This window comes from Acrocarpospora catenulata, assembly GCF_018476525.1.
GTDB classification, from domain to species: Bacteria; Actinomycetota; Actinomycetes; order Streptosporangiales; family Streptosporangiaceae; genus Acrocarpospora; species Acrocarpospora catenulata.
The window spans coordinates 22,460-41,248 of the sequence record NZ_JAHCST010000037.1; the positions used below are offsets into that span (position 1 = coordinate 22,460).

General features: G+C 68.4%; 15 protein-coding genes. 3 read left to right on the plus strand and 12 right to left on the minus strand.

Annotated elements, in window-relative coordinates; all coding sequences use genetic code 11:
• Positions 1–17 precede the first annotated feature (17 nt).
• From KIP79_RS29695 to KIP79_RS29715, 5 genes are all read right to left on the minus strand, one after another.
• Positions 18–2,093 carry a flotillin family protein gene (locus KIP79_RS29695; protein ID WP_214108248.1) on the minus strand — a complete coding sequence of 692 codons (2,076 nt, stop codon included), beginning with the start codon at positions 2,091–2,093 and terminating at the stop codon, positions 18–20.
• A gap of 19 nt (positions 2,094–2,112) precedes the next feature.
• Positions 2,113–2,676: a hypothetical protein gene (locus KIP79_RS29700; RefSeq protein ID WP_214108249.1), complete on the minus strand. Its 564-nt coding sequence runs from the start codon at positions 2,674–2,676 to the stop codon at positions 2,113–2,115.
• Between the two features lie 293 nt (positions 2,677–2,969).
• Positions 2,970–4,769 (minus strand): pectate lyase-like domain-containing protein, encoded by a 1,800-nt coding sequence (locus tag KIP79_RS29705; RefSeq protein WP_308169958.1) that lies wholly within the window; start codon positions 4,767–4,769, stop codon positions 2,970–2,972.
• 346 nt (positions 4,770–5,115) lie between these two features.
• Positions 5,116–6,135 (minus strand): RDD family protein, encoded by a 1,020-nt coding sequence (locus KIP79_RS29710; RefSeq protein ID WP_214108250.1) that lies wholly within the window; start codon positions 6,133–6,135, stop codon positions 5,116–5,118.
• Between the two features lie 47 nt (positions 6,136–6,182).
• The gene (locus tag KIP79_RS29715; RefSeq protein ID WP_214108251.1) at positions 6,183–7,088 is read right to left on the minus strand and encodes a hypothetical protein; all 906 of its coding nucleotides are present in this window, start codon (positions 7,086–7,088) and stop codon (positions 6,183–6,185) included.
• A 382-nt stretch (positions 7,089–7,470) separates the two neighbouring features.
• On the opposite strand from KIP79_RS29715, the gene KIP79_RS29720 reads away from it, so the two are divergent.
• The gene (locus KIP79_RS29720; RefSeq protein WP_214108252.1) at positions 7,471–7,971 is read left to right on the plus strand and encodes a SigE family RNA polymerase sigma factor; all 501 of its coding nucleotides are present in this window, start codon (positions 7,471–7,473) and stop codon (positions 7,969–7,971) included.
• On the plus strand, positions 7,958–9,388 hold the full coding sequence (locus tag KIP79_RS29725; RefSeq protein WP_214108253.1) for a hypothetical protein: 1,431 nt from the start codon (positions 7,958–7,960) through the stop codon (positions 9,386–9,388). The genes KIP79_RS29720 and KIP79_RS29725 overlap by 14 nt, the downstream gene beginning before the upstream one ends.
• 8 nt (positions 9,389–9,396) lie before the next feature.
• On the opposite strand, the gene KIP79_RS29730 is transcribed toward KIP79_RS29725, so the two are convergent.
• The 3 genes from KIP79_RS29730 to KIP79_RS29740 all read right to left on the minus strand — a co-directional run bounded on the left by KIP79_RS29730 (position 9,397) and on the right by KIP79_RS29740 (position 13,855).
• Positions 9,397–10,476: a COG1470 family protein gene (locus tag KIP79_RS29730; RefSeq protein ID WP_214108254.1), complete on the minus strand. Its 1,080-nt coding sequence runs from the start codon at positions 10,474–10,476 to the stop codon at positions 9,397–9,399.
• Positions 10,477–10,569: 93 nt separating this feature from the next.
• A complete protein-coding gene (locus KIP79_RS29735) occupies positions 10,570–12,543 on the minus strand; it encodes a purple acid phosphatase family protein (protein ID WP_214108255.1) in 1,974 nt (657 codons plus the stop codon).
• 121 nt (positions 12,544–12,664) lie between these two features.
• Entirely contained in the window at positions 12,665–13,855 is a 1,191-nt protein-coding gene (locus KIP79_RS29740) for a HupE/UreJ family protein (RefSeq protein WP_214108256.1), read from the minus strand.
• 171 nt (positions 13,856–14,026) lie between these two features.
• On the opposite strand from KIP79_RS29740, the gene KIP79_RS29745 reads away from it, so the two are divergent.
• Complete coding sequence (locus KIP79_RS29745) at positions 14,027–14,698, plus strand: type 1 periplasmic-binding domain-containing protein (protein ID WP_214108257.1); 672 nt, start codon at positions 14,027–14,029, stop codon at positions 14,696–14,698.
• Positions 14,699–14,701: 3 nt separating this feature from the next.
• Here KIP79_RS29745 and KIP79_RS29750 read toward each other — a convergent pair whose 3' ends face one another.
• The 4 genes from KIP79_RS29750 to KIP79_RS29765 form a co-directional block, all read right to left on the minus strand.
• Positions 14,702–15,955, minus strand: a complete 1,254-nt coding sequence (locus tag KIP79_RS29750; protein WP_214108258.1) for an RNA polymerase sigma factor — start codon at positions 15,953–15,955, stop codon at positions 14,702–14,704.
• Positions 15,956–16,033: 78 nt separating this feature from the next.
• The gene (locus KIP79_RS29755; RefSeq protein WP_214108259.1) at positions 16,034–16,408 is read right to left on the minus strand and encodes a YciI family protein; all 375 of its coding nucleotides are present in this window, start codon (positions 16,406–16,408) and stop codon (positions 16,034–16,036) included.
• A gap of 37 nt (positions 16,409–16,445) precedes the next feature.
• Positions 16,446–17,105 (minus strand): DUF998 domain-containing protein, encoded by a 660-nt coding sequence (locus KIP79_RS29760; protein ID WP_214108260.1) that lies wholly within the window; start codon positions 17,103–17,105, stop codon positions 16,446–16,448.
• Positions 17,106–17,313: 208 nt separating this feature from the next.
• Entirely contained in the window at positions 17,314–18,570 is a 1,257-nt protein-coding gene (locus KIP79_RS29765; RefSeq protein WP_256447524.1) for a helix-turn-helix domain-containing protein, read from the minus strand.
• Positions 18,571–18,789 lie beyond the last annotated feature (219 nt).

Genomic DNA, 18,789 nt, shown 5'->3' on the forward strand with positions numbered 1-18,789 from the left:
GTCTCCCGTCGGCCCGCTCAGTGGGCGGCCGAGTTGAGCGCCGAGACCGGCTGCTCCGCCAGGCCGAGGCGCTGGGCCGTGCTCAGCAGGTCCTGGAGCTTGCCGGTGTCCGGGCCACCCGCCTGGATGAGCTTGACCAGCAGCGCCGACAGGGTGAGGTTCCGCACGTCGGCGCTGTCCACCGAGCCGAGCAGGCGCACCAGGTCCGCGGGCAGGCTCGCCGTCCCGTCCAGGTACGGCCCGGCCAGCGCCCGCGTCACCGCGGAGTTCTCGACGAAGCCGTCGATGCTCCGGCCCGCGGTGATCGCGCCCATCAGCCGGTCGAAGAAGACGGTGTCCCCGCCGACGATGTCGATGTCCGCGCTCTCCAGACCGGCCGCGAGCACCGTCGCCTGCGCGTCGGCGATCTCCCGCTGGACGTCGATGCTCCTGATGCGGATCTCCTTCTCGGCCTCCAGCCTGAGCCGGTACTCCTCGTGACCGCGGCCCGCCTCGTCCAGGGCGGCCATGGCCTCGGCCTTCTCCTTGAGACCTTCGGCCTCGGCCTTCAGCTTCTCGCCGATGGCGGCGGCCGCGGCGAGCGCCTTGGCCTGCTCGCCCTCGGCCTCCGCCTTGAGCCGCTCGCCGACGGCGAGCGCGGTGGCCAGACCCTTCTCGCGTTCCACCACGGCCTCGGCGCGGCCGACCTTCTCGATGGCATCGGCGTCCCGCTCGCGTACCTGGACCTCGGCGAGCCCGGTGGCGGCCGCCTCGGCCCGCATACCCTCGGCGAGGCGGATCTTGGCCTGGGCGTCGAGTTCGGCGGCCTGCTGACGGGCCTCGGCGAGGATGCGCTCCTCGCGCGCCCTGAACTCGGCGGCCTTCTCGGCGGCCTCGGCCGCCTTGATGTCCTTGACCAGGTTCTCCTGCGCCTCGGCCTCGGCCTGGATCACCAGCGCCTGGCGGGTGCGCTCGGCCTCCTCCACGACCCGCAGCCGCTTGATGCTCTCCTCCTGCTCGGCCACCGTCCGGTCGACGGCGATCCGCTCGCGGATCACCTCGGCGATCGACCGCTTCTCGACCTCGACTTCCTTGTCCTTGGAGATGCGCGACAGCTCGGTCTCGCGCTCGCGCGAGATGACCTCCAGCAGGCGGTCCTTCTCGATCCGCTCGGTCTCGATGGCGATGACCCGCTCGCGGTTCTTCACCGCCACCGCGATCTCCCGCTCCCGGTTCTCCCGCTGGATGCCGAGCTGCTCCTCGGTGCGGATCTCGGCCGCCTGGGCCCGCAGCCGCTCCTCCGCCTGCACGCGGGCGGTCTCGGCCTCCTCCCGGGCCCGTACCGTGTCGACCTCGCGCCGCTGCTTGGCCTCGGCGTCGGCCTGCCGCCGCTCCAGTTCGAGGATGGCCTCCCGCGCGTCCACGTTCTGGCGGGTGATCTCCTTCTCCTCGTTGCGCTGGTACTCGTTGGTGCGGACGTGCTCGATCGCGGTCAGCTCGGTGATCTTGCGGATGCCCTGGGCGTCGAGGATGTTGGCCGGATCGAGCTGCGCGAGCGGGGTCTGCTCCAGGAAGTCGATGGCGGCGTCCTCCAGGCTGTACCCGTTGAGGTCGGTGCCGATGACCTGGATGATCTGGTCGCGGAACTCGTCGCGCTTGGTGTAGAGATCGACGAAGTCGAGCTGCTTGCCGACGGTCTTGAGCGCCTCGGAGAACTTGGCGTTGAACAGCTCCTGCAGCGTCACCTCGTCGCTGGCCCGCTTGGTGCCGATGGCCTGGGCCACCTTGATGACGTCCTCGGTCGTCTTGTTGACCCGGACGAAGAACGTGATCCGGATGTCGGCCCGGATGTTGTCGCGGCAGATCAGCCCTTCGTGGCCGGTACGGGTGATCTCGATGGTCTTCACCGAGATGTCCATGATCTCTGCCTTGTGCAGCACGGGTAACACGACGGCGCCGGTGAAGGTGACGTCGACCCGCCGGGTCTTGGAGACGATCAGCGCCATGCCCTGTTCGACCTTGCGGTACAGCCGGCTGATCAGGATCAGCGCGCCGATGAGTACGAGGAGGAGCACGGCGAGGAACACGCCCGTCCCAGTGCCGATCACGTCCATCGCATATCCCCCTATTTATCTATTTGTCGAGGTCGTAGGCCATGACCCAGAAGAACTCGCCCTCGGGGTCGTAGTCGAAAATGAGCGCGGAGCTGCCGGCGCGCAGGTCGTCGCCGCCGGTCTGGCGCACCTGGACGAGAGCCGAGGATCCGTCGTCCGCCGTGACCTCGGCCTGGCCGAAGTCGGCGCTGACCCGTCCGGTGCGGATGACGCACATCCGGCCGACGAAGTCCTTCCGCGACGGCGCGGCGATGGCCGGGAACAGGCGGCGGATCGGCAGTACGGCGAGGCGGGCGGCCAGCCAGCCGGCGAACAGCGCCACCACGAGAACCGCGGCCCGCGCGGCCGTGCCCTCCACCAGCGCCACACCGGCGAGGCTGACGAACCACGCGACGGCCACCATCAGGGAGACGGCGACGGTGACCGGCACCCCCTGAAGGCCGAGCCCGTCCAGGAGGTCGTCGGGCAGCTCATCCCCCAGACCGGCGAACAGCGCCACCAGCCAGTAGCCGATGACCACGACCAGCATGAAGCTGAAAAGCACCGCCGGAAACTCGAGCACTGCCTCGACGAACCGCCCCATTGCCCCCCACCGTTTAACACGTCTCCCCGTGAGTTACAGGGAATTATGGCAGCAAATGGACATAAATTCAGCATAAAATCGACTCAAATGCGGGCACTTTTCCCGCTCGCCACGCGTTGTGCTACGCGGGTTCCCGCCACAGGACATGCGTCTGGCCCCGCCGTTCATACGGCGGGGCCAGCGGCTTCCAGGCTCGGTGGGACCGGACTCGGATGCGTGCGACAAGGCCGCCCGCCCCCGGAAATCTCCGGAAGCGGGGGGCCTGTTCCGCAAGCGTCCCCACCGGGGCGGGCCTACGGGGCCGGGTAATCTGTGATGTACACCGGCGCACCGATCTTGGTCGTGTCGGCCGCGTCGCCCACGCCGTTGACGACATGGTCGATCGTTCCGGCGCTGAGGTTGACGGTCATGATGTGGTGCAGCTTCACGCCCGGGGTCTGCGGAACCTCGAAGCCGTTCTCGGTGTGGATCGACGGGTTGTTCTGGTTGAAGACGTAGACCCCAGCCCCGTAGAGGCGGTGCGTCTTCACGCGGTCGCCGACCTTGTAGCCGGCGTAGCCTTCGACGTTGCCGTTCATCCAGTCGGCCTGGGTCGGCGGGTCGTACGGCAGCTCGTTCTGGTACAGGATCGTGGTGCCGTCCTCGCCGTTCCAGACGGTGTTGTACCGCTGGAAGTGCTCGACGAACAGGCCGGTCGCGGTCACGTGGTCGCCGTTGATGACGGCGCCGGTGCGGCCGGTGTTGGTGTTCCAACGCTGGGTGTCGGTGAAGCCCTCGACCCCGTGGTCGCCACGCCACACCCAGGTGTGGTCGATGAGCACGTGGTCGCTGTTGACCTCAAGCGCGATGTCGGTCTTGCCGATGTGCGGCCCGCCGACGCGGAAGTACACGTCGGACAGCGTCGTCGGGTTGTTCGGCGAGCCCTTGCTCTTCCCGTGCTTCTTGCCCACCCGCAGCAGGACAGGCGACTCCTTGAGACCCGCGTCGATGGTCACACCGGCGACGATGGCGCCCGTGACGTCGGCGACGTCGAGTGGAGTCGCGCCGTTGACGGCGGTGAGCGTGGCGTGCCCGATACCGAGGACGACCGTGTCCGGACGCTTGACCTCGATGCTTCGCGCGATGTCGTACATGCCGGGCGTGAGCAGCAGGTTCTTGCCGCGGGCCAACTGGTTGTTGATGACCTGCACCGAATCCGACGGCTTGGCTACGAAGAAGTCGCTGATCGGCAGCGTACGGCCCGGGGTCAGGCCGTCGGCCCACGTGATGCCGCGCGTGTTCTTCCTGGCGGCGGGCACGCGGACGTTGTACTTGCCCTGCGCGTCGACGTACAGGTAGGGCTTCTCGCGGCTCACGGGGGTGGTCTCGAGGGTGGTGTACGGAGGACTCGGGAACGCGGACTCGTCCGGTGCGCCGACGACGCCGGCGAAGACCTGGTTCCAGACGGCGTTCGACCAACCGGCGACCTCGCTGTCGCGGGTCAGCCACTGCTGCTGCGATCCGTTCGTGACGGACGGCAGCTTGGAGTCGGCGATGAAGCCGCCGCTGGCGTACTGCGGGCCGGCGGTGCAGTAGTCCATGAGCGACAGGTTGCCGCCGCTGATGTTGAGCCGGCGCAGGGACACCGCCTGGGACACGGCCCAGAAGTTCGCCGACGCCCGGCAGCCGTCCTGGCCCAGCGCGTTGACGTTGATCGACAGGTTGGACAGGGTGCGCCAGAAGTTGACGAGCGCGAGGCAGTTGCCGGTTCCGCCGTCTGCCAGGCAGCGGTTGTAGACCTCGACCTTGCCGTTGATGACGACATCGGTGGGCGAGGCGCCCAAGCCCGCGATCTCGGTGTAGTAGCCGACCTTGATCTGGAGCGGGGTCTCCGCGGTGCCGTACGTGCCCGGCATGAAGAGGTACGCGTGGCGCGTGGTGCCCATCTCGTTGTTGACCTGAGCCGCGTGCGCCGCGTCGAGGGTCGCCTGGATCGTGCTCACCGGCATGCTCGGATTGAAGACGGTGACGTTCGGCCCGAAATCAGGGGCGCCGGAGGTCGGGGATGCGGCGGTTGCGGGCGTACCTGCCGTCATGACGGCAGTCGCCAGCACGATACCTAACGTGAACGCCCGACCGATCTGCAGGCGACGCGGGCGCCGCCTCATGACACTCGCGCCGCCGGGAGGCTGGGTCGTCATACGGTTCGTCCTTTCCGCTGCACGCGCAGCGCTTCATGGACAGGATCATTGGGGGGTGGATGAGAACCTTCGACGGGCAGTCGACACCGCTGAGCGAGAGCGCTCTCTCGCCACGTAAGGCTTTTATCAAGGACTGAAGTATTTCCTTGTTTCTATCGCGTGAACTGGCCGGAGCACAAGTACACGCCTGCCCCTTGTCCCGCTTCAAAGTCGCCGAAAGGCCTCTGACCTGCGGGTCGCCCTGAGGTGCCGGTGCGAGCTACGCCTGAAGCCGGGCCCTTGGCATCCTCCGTGCGACCTCGGTGTTCGCCAATCGGTCGTGAAGCGCTCGGCCATCGGGGTCGAGAAGTGTCCACAGCCCGTACACGACGAGCGCGAGCGGCCCGACGGTCGGTTCGAAACCCAGGAGCGGGAAGAGCAGTGTACGAACAGCTGTCTTCCGCGCCGTTGGTCGTGCTGTTGTCTCTGCCGAAATGAGCTGGATGCGCAGAAGTCGCTTGCCCGGTGTCTGTCCCCACAGGCTGTGTTGCACCCAGAAGTACAGGAACACTCCGGTCAGGGTGAGTAACCGTTCGGGCTCCAGGTTGTCCAGGGAGAGGGCCGACCAGCCCAGAATCCCGTAGCCCACGTGGATGTAGGTGTCGATGCCGGCCAGGACCAGGATGGCCGGGATGACGAAGGTGAGGAACGCGATGATGATCGCGTAGTCGACCAGCAGTGCCACCGGTCGACGCCAGGTCACCCCACCCGGCGGAGCGACCGGCGGGCGTTCCGAGGTGACGGTCGCCCGAGTGATGAGCAGAACGAGCGCGGCGGCGCCCAGAAGGCAGACCTGAGTGCTTCCCCAACTGCTCGCCACGGTGGCGAACCACTCGGCGCTGAGAAGGGGAATCGAGTTACCGCAGCCTTCGGGAAACACGTAGAAAGGGGTGACCGGCTCGATGACCGCGGTCAGGACGAGAACGCCTGCCGTTCGCCGCCCCACACTCCGCGGATCTCTGCCACGCAGGCAGGCGAGAAACCCGACCAGGACCAGCAGCGCGGGCAACGCCAACGCCACTACGATCTCCAGGATCCTGTCGAGATCACCGCGCAGGGGATCCAGCAGGAGGTCCAGCGGTGATGTCTCCCATCGGCCCCCTCCTGCGCAGGCATAGAGCTCGACCCCGCCTGGCTGGAGTCGATAGCGCCATTCCTCCCAGGTCGGAAAGGCCGCAACGACCGCGGCCGCCGTCCAGGTCAGCAGCGCCGTTCTCGACAACCGGGGGGAACTCGACAATGCCGTCCCTTTCGTAGACTGCGGCGCACCTTACGGTCGTCGGGATTTCAGGGGAGGAAATACATCAGGACGATCGCCGCCAGGGTCGCGGTGACGCCGATGAAGATGATCAGGTCGCGGGTGGGACCCCGGGGGATCAGGGTGCGGTGCACGGTGATGGGGTAGCGCGCGAGTAGGAGGATTGTCGCGGCGATGACCAGAGGGATCTGCACGTAGACGAAGGGCGAGGTCGGGACCAGGGCACAGAGGTCGGGGTCGAGCCATGCGATCGCTGGGAGCAGGACGCCCAGGGCGTACAGGCCGATGATCGCGACGAGTGTCGCGCGGTGGGAGACGAGGAAGGCGAGGACGGCGACGATTGTCAGCGGGCCGAGGTGCAGGCCGTAGAGCGAGGTGGCGTCGTACACGTGGATGACCGCCTGGGAGAACAGCGTCGGCAGGTCGGCGTAGTCGCGGGTCCCCATGTAGTGAGCCCCGACGACCTCGTCCGACCAGGAAAGAAAGACCATCTCCTGCCAGGAAGGATCCGGATATAACGGGACAAAAAATGACAACGTCCACCAGGTGGCGGCCGCCAGTGCCAATCCCCACGAAATAAGCTGTCCACGACCGGGATTGTCGATCCGGAGCGGCTGAGTTCTGGCCAGCACGAGCGCTCCGGCCGCCAGTGCGTACGCGACGATCGCCAGCCACGGACTGAGCATGATCGTGGGCTCGTCCACGCATGGATTCCCAAGCGGAAGGGTGAACCACTGCCCCGCCGCGAACAGAACGCCGAGACCGGCCACGACCGGTGCCGCCAAGCCGGTACCTCGCACGCCCAGGGCATCCAGCACGACCAAAACACCGACAATAACCGGCAGAAAGGCCGGCCCCAGCAGGTTGACGTTTCCGACCACGATGTCGAGAAGGGTCGGCTCCCTCACCGTGTACGCAGCACAGAGGGAGGTCATGTCCCATCCCTCCGTGGGCATGACCAGCTGCACCATCCCCGGAACGGCCATCAGACCCACCGCGGCTATCCGGGTAGCAATCACCCGACGAGGGATGGTCCCCGACTCCTGCGACATCCACGCCCCTTCTCCCCGAAACAGATCGACACGATATCGGCCCACCCCTCCCCGAAGATCGGAAACGACCTTGCAGTTGCATAACACGACTTATCGACATTTATTCGCCGAATTCAATTGACTGAGTCCGTAGAAATGTTTCGGCATTTCCGGAACCCGTTATCGCTCACTCGTCATGCACGAGGGGATGCGGCTGGTCAGGATCAGCGGGCAACCATCCCCGGCTGCCAGGCGTAGGTAGGGGCATGAGACTGGATGGGAGCGGGTGAGCGCCCCGGAGGGGTTCGCCGAGTTCGTCGCGGCTCGGGGCACCAGCCTGCTGCGTACGGCGCACCTCACCTGCGGTTCCGCCCAGGAGGCGGAGGACGTGCTGCAGAGCGCGCTGGAGCGGGCCTGCCGAAGCTGGCACCGGCTTCGCCGGGACACCGACCCCGAGCCCTACGTGCGCCGGATCATCGTGAACCTCGCCATCAGCCGGGCCAGGCGCCGCGCGCTGCTCCGCATCATCCCCACTGCCTCGCCGCCTGAGACGCCGACCACGAGGACCGATGTCGAGCTGCGGCAGGTGCTGATGAGCGGGTTACGCGCGCTCCCACCCCGCCAGCGGGCGGTCGTCGTCCTCCGCTACTGGGAGGACCTGTCGGAGGCGCAGACCGCGAGGCTGCTCGGCTGCTCGGTCGGCACGGTGAAGAGCCAGGCCGCCAAGGCGCTCAACCGCCTTCGCGCGCTGCTGGGCGAGGAGGTGGCCAGCAATGTCGGAGCTTGAGGTCGAACTGCGCAGGGCGATGGCGGAGGAGACGGCCGAGCTGCGGATCTCCCCCGATCTGGTGGACCGGGCCGTACGGGGTTCCCAGCGGCGGCGGGCACGGGCGAAGCTGGTGGCGGCGGCGATCGCGCTGTTCGCCACGGCGGGGACTGGACCGGCCTACCTCGTAGCCACCGGAGGCCACGAGATGGTCGTGGAGGATGTCCGCGCCGAGATCAACGGCGTTGAGGTCCGCTATCTCCCGGAGGGGCTCGTCAGCCCGGAACGGGCCGAGGTCACGCTGGGTGACCTGCGCGGTGAGTCGCTTCGCTGGTCGGAGGGCGACCGGCTGGTCGAGATCAGCGTGTACCGGACCGGCCGCCAGATGGCGGACGCCATGGACGTCCTCGCCCTGAACGCCCTGCCGGACCCGGTCGAACCCGCGAAGGGGGATGGTCCCGTCGTCTCGCGCGACGGCACCGACAGGCTGTGGGTCCCGCAACCCGGGGTGCTGCTCCGGGTCACGGCGTCCCCGTCGTTGAAGGACGATCTCGACCGGATCGCCAGTGGGCTGCGCGTGCAATGGGCGGGGGACATCGCCGGCATGCGGGTGACGTACATGCCGGACGGCCTGCGGTCCTCGGATGAGATCAGGCTGGTCAACGACGGTCTCGCCCGGAGCTGGTCGTTCAACGAAACCGACGGAGTCACGGTGGAGGTGGTGTACGGCCTGCGCGCCAAGGACCTGAAGTCGCTACAGGTGGTCTCCTGGCCGACCGACGAGCAGCTCGTCGACCTGCGCCGAACCTCCGTCAGGGGGTCCGCGGCCGTCGAGGGCCGGGTCGTCGGGGCGGGGAGCGGGCTGGACAAGGGCTGGATGCGGATGTGGGTCGTGCGGCCCGGTCTGGGCGTCCGGATCTGGGCGTCGAGTGACGCGGCCGCCGACCTGCGGCGGATCTCCGAGGGAATCGAGCCGATCAAATCCAACCTCTTGGAGTTGGTGGACGGAGTGGGGGCGCCCGCCCTTCCTCCGGAGCTCCGAAAGGGTGCTGAGAGCCAGGAACTGGGCCAACACTGGCGGGAAACCACCCGCTACTGGGGAGACCGGCCAGGAAAAGGCGCTTACGTGGCCATGTCGGTGTACCGGGGCCAGGCCGTGGACTCCGGGGAATGGCAGCAGCCGGAACTCGTGCCCTGGCTGACGGATATTCCCGGTGCCACGAGACAGCAGGCCGCCGTTGGGGGGAAATCCGGCACGCTGCTCACCTGGAGCGAGACCAGGCGCGTCAACGGGATGCCAAGACCACTGCAGGGCCGCCGGTTCGTCTGGACCGGGGAGACCGGCCTGGCCCTCGCGATCACGACTGTGGTCGATGCCGCAAGCTCAACGGCGTACGCGACCCTGGACATGGACACGCTCGTCCGCGGCATCCACTGAAGCCTCGGTCAGCGCGTCTGTGTCTTCTGGTCGCGGAGCGCCTGCTCGACGGCTTCCCGTACGCGGGCGTCCTCACGCTCCTTCCGTCCCGCGCGCCTACGGCGTACGAGCAGGATCGACCCCACGATGACCACGACCAGGACGACGAACAGCAGCACCTGCGTCCACGGGACGGCCCAGGCGTCCGCCGAGGCCAGGACCGGCTCAAGCGAGGTGGTGGAGCCCGACGCGTCGGTGAGCAACGGCATCAGGATCGTGGTCGCGCCCAGCCTGACCGCGGGCGCCACGCCGTGGACGGGCACCGTCATCTTCCAGCTCTCCCCCGGGAGCAGCTCCGGCGGCGCGGGGATCTCGCCCGCGTCCGCCGACAGCCACCCGAAGGGGCCCGCGACCGACATCGTCTGCTTGGCCGACAGGATGGCGTTGCCGGTGTTGTGGATCGTGTAGCTGATGGTGGCGTCGCCCGAGCCGAAGGGGTTGAACGAGCCGGAGTAGTCCATGCGCAGGTCCTCGATCGCGAGGCTCGGCTTGAGCTCGCCGCTGACCCGCAGCTTGATCCGGACACCGAGGCGCCGGTCCACGTTGATGCCCTCGGCGGTGTCGGACTGCGTCAGAGAGGTGAGGATGCCGCCCATGTAGTCGCCGGGCGGGGCGTTGTCCGGAACGCTGACCTTGAAGGGGATCTTGACGGACTTCCCTGGCTGGATCGCGACGCTGTCGCGGTCGGCGTGCACCCAGGCGCCGATTCCGACGGACTTCTTGTCCTTGGGGAACAGATCGAGCTGGCCCGTGTCGGTGGTGAAGCCGTCGGCGGCGTAGACGGCGAGGGTGACCGGAGCCTTGCCGCGGTTGGCGACGACCAGGGCGTCTTCAAGCAGCCCACCGTCGTTGACGACATAGTTGAAGCTGGACCGGTCGGCGCCGTAGCTGTTGGAGTCGGTCCTGACCGTCCAGGCGACCTCGCCGTCGTCGGCCAGCGCGGGGCCGGCCTGCAGGCCGGTGACCGCGCAGGCGGCGAGCAGGGCCAGCGCGGCGGTACGGACGAGGGCGGCGACGGCAGTGGTCCGGCGCGTTGCGAGGGCGTGCATCTTGGGATCCTCGGGCGATCTTGGGCGGGGTCTGGAACGAGCCAGGGGGTGGGCACCTTCCGGTGCCCACCCCGCCGGGTCAAACGGGTCCGGTCAGCTGCTCAGCGCAGTGATCGTGAGGGTCGCGCGGTAGCCACCCTTCTCGACGCTGCCCGGGATCTTCAGGGCCAGGTCGGCGCCCAGCTTGGCGACGCCCTTGGGGTGGCCCTGGTTGGCCCAGCCGAGTCCGCGCGAGACGGACAGGCCCGTGCCGTGGTCGTCGTAGGCCGAAGCCACCGCGCCGCTGGCGAAGGCGCCGGCGCCGTCCTCGAGCACCCGCGGCGTCCAACCGAGGTAGGCGCCGGAGAAGGTCTTGGCGGCGTCCTTGAAGTCACTCACGCTGGCCGAGATCGACCAGGGCGCGAGCGAGCGGCGGTTGTCCGACACGACGATCGGGTTGATCTGGCCGGTGGCCTCGAAGAAGTTGCCGTCGTGGTCCACGGCGGTGCCGAGGTCCACCAGGCCGTTGTAGCCGTCGATCGTCCAGCCGAACTCGCCCGGAGCGGCGTTGGGCACGCTGACCTGGAGGGCCTGGCCGTCGCCGTTGTACGGGTGGATGGTCACCTTGTCGACGAGCGAGCCGACCGGCTGCCCCTCAGGGGTGTTGGTGCAGGAGAGGCCACGCTCGACCGCCGCGTTCGGAGCCGCGCAGGTGCCGCTCCGGATGTTCTCCACGACGAGCTTGTCCTTGCGCACGCCGACCTTGACGTAGGTCCGGACGTGCTCCTGGTTCTGGACCGAGTTGTACCAGTAGCTGTTCGGGTTCAGCGGGTCGGCGCCGTTGCCCGCGCCGCTGCTGGCGCTGCTGTCCGGCTTGGTGATGTCGTAGTACTTCGAGCCCGAGGCCGAGTTCGACGTCACGTACAGCACGCCGCCAGGACCGGGGTACACCTCGGCGGCGCCGGGCTGCTCGTCCGGGTTCGCCTTCTGGCTGTTCTTGATCAGGTAGCTGCGGGAGTACGCGTGGTCGTGGCCCTGCAGCACCAGGTCGACGCCGAGGTTGGAGAAGGCGGTCGGGAAGTCGACCCGGCGCACCTTGGCGTCGCTGTCCTTGGCGTGGCTGGCCGGCGAGTAGATCGCGTGGTGGAAGACGAGCACCTTCCACTTGGCCTCGGAGCCGTGCTGGTTGATGACATCGGTCACGTACGCGACGTGCGCCGCGTCGCCGCCGCCACCCTGGGAGGTGGCGTAGCTGTTGCTGTTGATGTCGATGAACAGCGTGTCCTTGTAGATGAACCAGTAGTTCCCGCCGGAGCTGTTCCCGTTCGGGTTCCCGTTGGAGTACAGCGGACCCGACCGGTCGTTGTTCGGGATGGTGAAGTGCTGCTCGTACGCCTTGCTGCCGACGTCGTGGTTGCCGATGGTGGCGACCCACGGGTACTGACGCAGCTTGTCGGGGGCGAGGAAGGCGTTCCACTGGCTCTCGGTGCCGGCGGTCTCGACCTGGTCACCACCCGACACCAGCAGCTCGGAGTCCGGGTTGGCCGCGAGCGCGACGTCCAGGGTGTCCTGCCAACCGGCCTGGTCCTTCGGCACGTCGCCGGAGGAGCCGATCTGCGGGTCGCCGAAGAACAGGAAGTCGTAGTCGCCCTCGAAGTCCTGCGTCTTGAAGGAGTACGTCGAGGACCAGTTGCCGTCGGAGCCGACGCGGTAGGAGTACGCCGTCTGCTCCTGCAGGTTGGAGATCGTCGCGTGCCGGTTGAAGCCACCGCTGGAGGCGATGTTCGCCGCGCCGGCGGCGTCGAAGGTGAGGGCGTCGGCCGGGAACTCGCCGTTGACGAGCTTCGCGGTCGGGGCCAGCTGGACCTGCTGCGCGTTGTCGGCCGAGGAGTACCAGGTCACGGTGCGCTGGGCCTCGTTGGCGCCGACCCCGAGGATGATGCCGCTGAACGTGGCGGCGTCGGCGCTCGCGGGGGTCCCCATGCCGCTGCCGAAGGCCACGGCCAAGCCCAGAAGCGCCGCGGTGGCCCCTGCGGCCACGCGGCGCCGTACCAGGCCGGGAGCCTGCGGTGAGGTGCCTAATGTCATGGTTAAAGTCCTTTTTGTACCTGTACGTGCAGGAAGCGGCATTCAAGGTCGCGCCGTCCGGTGAACCGACCGTAAATGCCCGATTTCTGGCTAATGGAATGTCCTAAAAGACCTTGCGATCTCAGGACCCGAGCACCCGCTCGACGAACCAGAACAGCCCCATGGCGGACACGCCCGCGGAAACCACACCCGTCGCCCAGAGACCGGCCCGCGGCGCACGGCGCCGCAACACGCTGAGCAGCGGGAAGAGCGCTGCGATGAGCACCAGTTGAACGACCTCGATACCGACGTTGAACACCAGCAAGGACCAGAGCAGGGTCCACGACCACGCCTCGTCGATCCCCAGCGCGCCCGCGAAGCCCAGCCCGTGAACGAGGCCGAAACAGAACACGACCCCGAGGCGCGTCCAGCCCGAACGGTCCAGGGCGAAGTGACCGCGGCTCAACGTCTCGATCTCGCCGGCATGGCCGCCGCGCCGCCAGATCCGCCACAGGTGCCAACCGGCGACCACGGCGATCGACAACGCGATGACGGGCTCCACCAGGCTCGCGGGCACCTCCACCAGACCGAGGGCGGCGAGCATGAACGTCACCGAGTGCGCCAGGGTGAAGCTGGTGGCCACCAGCACGATCTCGCGCAGCCGCCGTGACCCGGCGATGAGCGCCAGCAGGAACAAGACGTGGTCGATCCCGAACAGCAGGTGTTCGGCACCCAGCAGGAAGAACTCCCAGAACCGCTCGTACCAGGCCTGACCAGTCGAGAAGGACGGGCGAGCGGCATCGAGCGCGGCACTGCCCGAGCGGCCGTCGAGTTCATAGGTGACGATCGTCTTGGTGTCCTTGACGTACTTCTCGGCGTCGGGAAACAGCCCGCTCCGCACCTCGTGATCGTCACTCCGCTCCGGACAGGCCCAGTCGAGCAGCAGAACGGCGTACGGCACATTCTCCCGCTCGGCGATCGTGAACTCGCCTGCCTGGGCCGGCGTGCAGCCCCTGACCGAGAAGCGCTTGGTGACATACGTGACGGCCGACGCCGCATGCGCGTTGAGCGCCGCGGCCTGTCCCTCGGTGTCACCGGCCTCGAATGCGGGGATTCCTGCCTTGAAGAGGGGATCATTACCCTCGAAGTCGGCGGTGGAGACGACGAAGAGGTCGTACTCGAGCTCCAGTTTGGTCCGCAGGTGACCCTCGTCCGCGGTGAGGTGGACGTACACGGTCGAGGTGAACCCGTGGGCGAGCGCCGGCCCGGCGCCCAGAAGAACGATCACCGCCGCGATGATCCCGACGAGGACACGGCGGACCCGTTGTGACATGTGGCTCCTTAAGTTGCCAGAGCACGTTCCACCTCACGGGTGAATCCCAGCCGTCCCAACGGCGAACTACAGGAAAAATAACCCCATAACTACCTCTCAGCCTCAAATCGGGAGGAAACGGGATAGGAGGATGTACGCGCACCACCCGCTACACCTCGGAGGACGATCCCCTTGCGCCCCCCGCTTCGGACCGTTGCCACGCTGGCCGCGACCGCCGCGCTGGTCACCGGATGCGGCTCCGGCGGCGACTGGTCCCAACCGCACGCCAAGCCCAGCGCCATCGGCACTCTCGCCCCGGGTTTCATCGCCCCCTCCACCACGCCCGTCCCCGAGGCGACCATCACGCCACGGCCCGGCTCCTGGAGCGACGTCCACCCGTCGAAGGACTACCGCGTGGTCCTGCTCACCACCGGTGACGACCAGCCCACCAGGACCCTCGTGGCGGCGGTCGAGGAGTGGGCGGAGGAGGAGGACGTCGATCTCAGAACAGTCGTCGCCGACCACCCGTACGACCTCGTGCCCAGCATCACCGAGGCCATCGACATGGGCCCCGACCTCATCGTCAGCGCGGGCAACGGCTTCGTCGACCCTCTGGCCCTGGTCAGCCCGAGCCACCTCGCGCAGCAGTTTCTCGTCGTGGGGGCGGAACTGGCCGAGCCCACCCACAACGTCACGGCCGTCGACTGGTCCGGCGCGTCGTTCCGCGGCGAAGGGCTCGGCATGTCCTCGACGTACGAGCCCGCGTCGTTCACCCCCGCCCGCTGCGCGGCCGCCGTGAGGGCAGGCGTCGCGGCCGTACTCAACGACCTGACCGGGATCGTGATCTGGCTCGACGAAGTCTGATCCTCACAGGGCGGCGGCCCGCTCCAGGAAGAGGTCGCGTTCACGGACGTTCCGGGTCAGCTCGGCCGCGCGCCGGAACTCGGCGGCCGCCTCCTCGGCCCGCCCGAGCTTGGCCAGGAGGTCCCCGCGGACCGCGGGCAGATGCGCGTACCCCCGCAACGCGGGCTCGTCCCGGAGGCTGTCGACGATCTCCAGCCCGCGCGCGGGCCCGTACGCCATGCCGACCGCGACCGCCCGGTTCAGCTCGACGACCGGCGAGGGCGTCAGGTGCGCCAGCAGCCGGTACAGGGCGGCGATGCGTTCCCAGTCGGTGGCCTGCGGGGTCAGCGTGCGAGCATGGCACGCGGCGATGGCCGCCTGCAGCCCGTACGGCCCGAGCGTGCCCAGCTCCTCGGCGCGGCGCAGCGCGTCCAGGCCGCGGCGGACCAGGAGCCGGTCCCAGCGGCTGCGATCCTGGTCGAGCAGGAGGATGGGGGTGCCGTCGCGGGCGGTCCTGGCCGGAATGCGCGAGGCCTGGATCTCCATGAGCGCGAGCAGTCCGTGGACCTCGGGTTCCGCGGGCATCAGCCCGACCAGGACGCGGCCGAGGCGCATGGCCTCCTGGCACAGCGACGGGCGGATCCAGTCCTCACCGGCGGTCGCCGCGTACCCCTCGTTGAAGATCAGGTAGATGACCTCCAGGAGGGAGGCCAGCCGCGCCGGCAGTTCGGCGGGCGGCGGCAGCTCGATCGGGATCCTCTTGTCGGCGAGGGTGCGTTTGGCGCGCGAGATGCGCTGCCCGACGGTGGGCTCGGGTACGAGGAAGGCGCGGGCGATCTCGGCGGTGGACAGGCCGCCGAGCAGACGGAGGGTGAGCGCGAGCCGGCCCTCGACGGGCAGCGCGGGATGGCAGGCGGTGAAGATCAGGCGCAGCAGGTCGTCGCCGATGTGGTCGTCGAGGGCGTCGTCCAGCTCGGCTTCCGCCGACTCCTGGCGGAGTTCCATGTCCCGGCCGAGCTCCTGCAGCTTGCGCTGGTAGGTGTCGCGACGGCGGAACTGGTCGATGGCCCGATGCTTGGCGGTGAGCGTCAGCCAGGCGCCCGGATTGTCGGGTACTCCCTTACGCGGCCACTCTTCGAGCGCGGCCACCAGCGCGTCCTGCGCCAGCTCCTCGGCCAGCCCGATGTCGTTCACCATGCGGGCCAGGGCGGCGATGACCCGGGCGGACTCGATCTGCCACACCGCCTCCACGGCCCGATGCGAATCAGCTACCGTCATGCGTCCTGGATACAGCATCCGGCCGCGGACGTGGTCCGCGGCCGGTGGAGCTGTGGGTCAGGCCGGTGGAGCTGTGGGTCAGGCCGGTGGGGCGAAGTCCTCGGGCCCGAACAGCCGCAGCACGTCCGCTTGGCCCTCCCATCCCGGCCACAGGTCACGGTGCAGCTTGACGAAGCGGGCGGTCCATTCCACGGCCTCCTCCTTGCTCCTCACCTCGTACAGCGCGTAGCTGATCACCTCCTTGGCCTCGGCGAACGGCCCGTCGCTGACGGTCAGCCGACCCCCGCTCACCTCGACCCGCGCCCCCTCGGAGCTGGGGGCCAGGCCGCTGTTGTCGAGCAGCGCCCCGGCCTCGGTGGCCTCCTGACCGAGCTTGAAGATGGCCTCCATGAGGTCGGCCGGCGGCGGCCCGTCCGGCTGGGCGGCGACTTTGAGCGTGACCAAGTAGCGCATCGTGAAACTGCCTTTCTCTATGACTTGGAATGGGAGATCAGACGGTGTGGCGGGAGAGATTCAGCGACACCAGCGTCAGCCAGCTCCAGACCGCCACGATGCCGGCGACGAACATCAGGTTGGTCCAGGCGCTGCCGCCGCCACTCGCGATGCCGACGAACGAGCCGAGGAACAGGGTGCCGGTGACGCGCGAGTACAGGGCCCAGCCGTTTCGGCGCTCACGGGCCTGCCGGGAGGCGATGACGTAGCAGGCCGCCGCCATACACAGGAACCCTACGCCGCCGACGGCCATGTGCAGGGTCCCTGACAGGGTGACCGTACCCGGGCCTTCCGGTGTTCCCACGGGAAAGCCCATCGCGGGATCGGCGGGGAAGATCGCCGCACCGATCATGCTGGCGCCGAACGTACCGACCAGAACCGGCGCCCATCGGGCTCCCCGTCCGGGCGCCAAGGCTTGGCGCAAACCGACGGCGGCGGCGATGGTGGCCAGCGCGGTGACCACGAAGTTGGCGCTCTGGATCCAGCCGAGCTCGCCGTTGGCCAGAAAGCTCCACGGGTGACGGGCCAGGTCGAAGCCCTCCCGGGTGAACGCCTGGGCCAGGGCGACGGTCACATAGAACGGACCGGCGACGACACCGCAGCCGAGCAACAGTCGCTGGGCGGAGATCGAGCGGGTGTGGGCAAGCTGCTGGGTCATGATCGTCACCCTCGTATCGACGGGACCGGCCCATCCGGCCCTCTGGATACGCTGCGAACGAGACGAGGCGGTTTCGACACACGCCCGGAAGATTTTCAAGATTTATTCGGACTCGCTGCCAGGCGGCGGGTCCGCACTGTCGTTCACGCCCATCACCCGCACGGACGGAGTTTCGGCAGGAACCCCATGACCTGCGATCACGTTCGGGTCAGGGGCGGGGTTCTCCCGTGCTGTCGCCTCCGGTCAGCTCGTGCACAATCGCCGTACGGAGCGATTCCGCGGGCGCATACGACGAATGACGCCCAAGTAACGCGCACAGGTGCTGGAGCTGACGCAGCGCGGCCACCGACCGTGTCTCCTGAGCGCACGCCAGCGCACGGGCGCCCGTCTCGCAGGCGCGTTCCAGATCCTTGGCCTCCGCGTACGCCCTGGCCTGGCGTGCCCCGAACAGCCCTCGGGACCGGAGGGAACGTTCCGGAAGCGCGGCCACCGCCTCACGCAGGATCTCCGCGGCTGCGCCGAACAGCCCCAGCCGGTAGTAACACCACCCGCGGATCAGGTCGTCGATCTGGTGGACTTCGGCCCGGCCCCGATCCTCGGCCCGAGTTTCTCCCGTACGTCGCAGCTTCGCCGCCTCGGCCAACTCCTCCTCGCACTGGGGACGGTCGCCCAGCATGGCGTATGCCTGGGCGGCGCAGCGGCGGGCCGCCGCGCGGGTCGAGGCACGCGCGCCCGTCTGGGACTCGGCGAGGCGACTGAGGCTCAGCGCCTTGACGGCCCTGCCCGCGTACATGTGCATCTCCGCGCGACGGACCACCGTGTACGCCACAATGTCCAGGTCCCCGCCGTCCCTGCCCAGCTCGGCCGCCGAGTTGGTCTGCCGGATGGCCTCATGCCAGTCCCCGGCGTCCTGCGCCAGCCACCCGGCCAGTTCGGCGCTGCGTGCGGCCAACGGGAGCAGCCGGACACCACCGGGGATCTTCTTGACCAGCGGCACGATCGCCCTGGTGTGTCGGAGAACTTCGGAAAGCACGTCGGAGGCGGGCCGCTGCTGCCCGTCGCTGCACAGCTGCTGGTACAGGCTGAGCATCACCCGGTAGAGGTCCTCGACATGACCGTCTCCCGCCCCCACACCGTAGTGGTCACGTGGCCGGCCTGGTTCCGTCTCCCCTTCGGCGGGTCCGGCGGAAGGCCGCCGGTCGGGAGGCGGCGCGGGGTCGGATCGCGGTTCGGGGGCCCGCATGGCGACGTCGACGTCTCCGAGCAGCGCCGCGAGTTCGCCCCCGGCGCCCAGTACCCGGTCGCACGCGAGAGCGAAGGCGTCGTTGGGGGGCCGCTCGCCCTTCTCCACTCGGCTCAGGTGACTGGCACTGCAGGGGATCTCTTTCGCCAGATCCCCCTGGGTCATTCCTTTCCGTTTCCGGAGCTCGCGCAGGCGTGTGCCGAATGACGCGGGGGAACTCATCGTCAGGAGCCCTCAGGGCCACCGGTTGAAACCGCATTCCCTGGCACAGCGGCTGACAACCTCGCTCCCGCCAGTCGAACTACAGCCTCTTCAACCACGCGGTTATCGTAGGACCTTTACGAGTGATTTGCCATGACTTCCGGCGCTCCCGCCGTGCCGCATCGGCGTTATCCGTGATGCGCAAATGTGCGGCACAGATCCGGTGGCGGCAAGATTGCG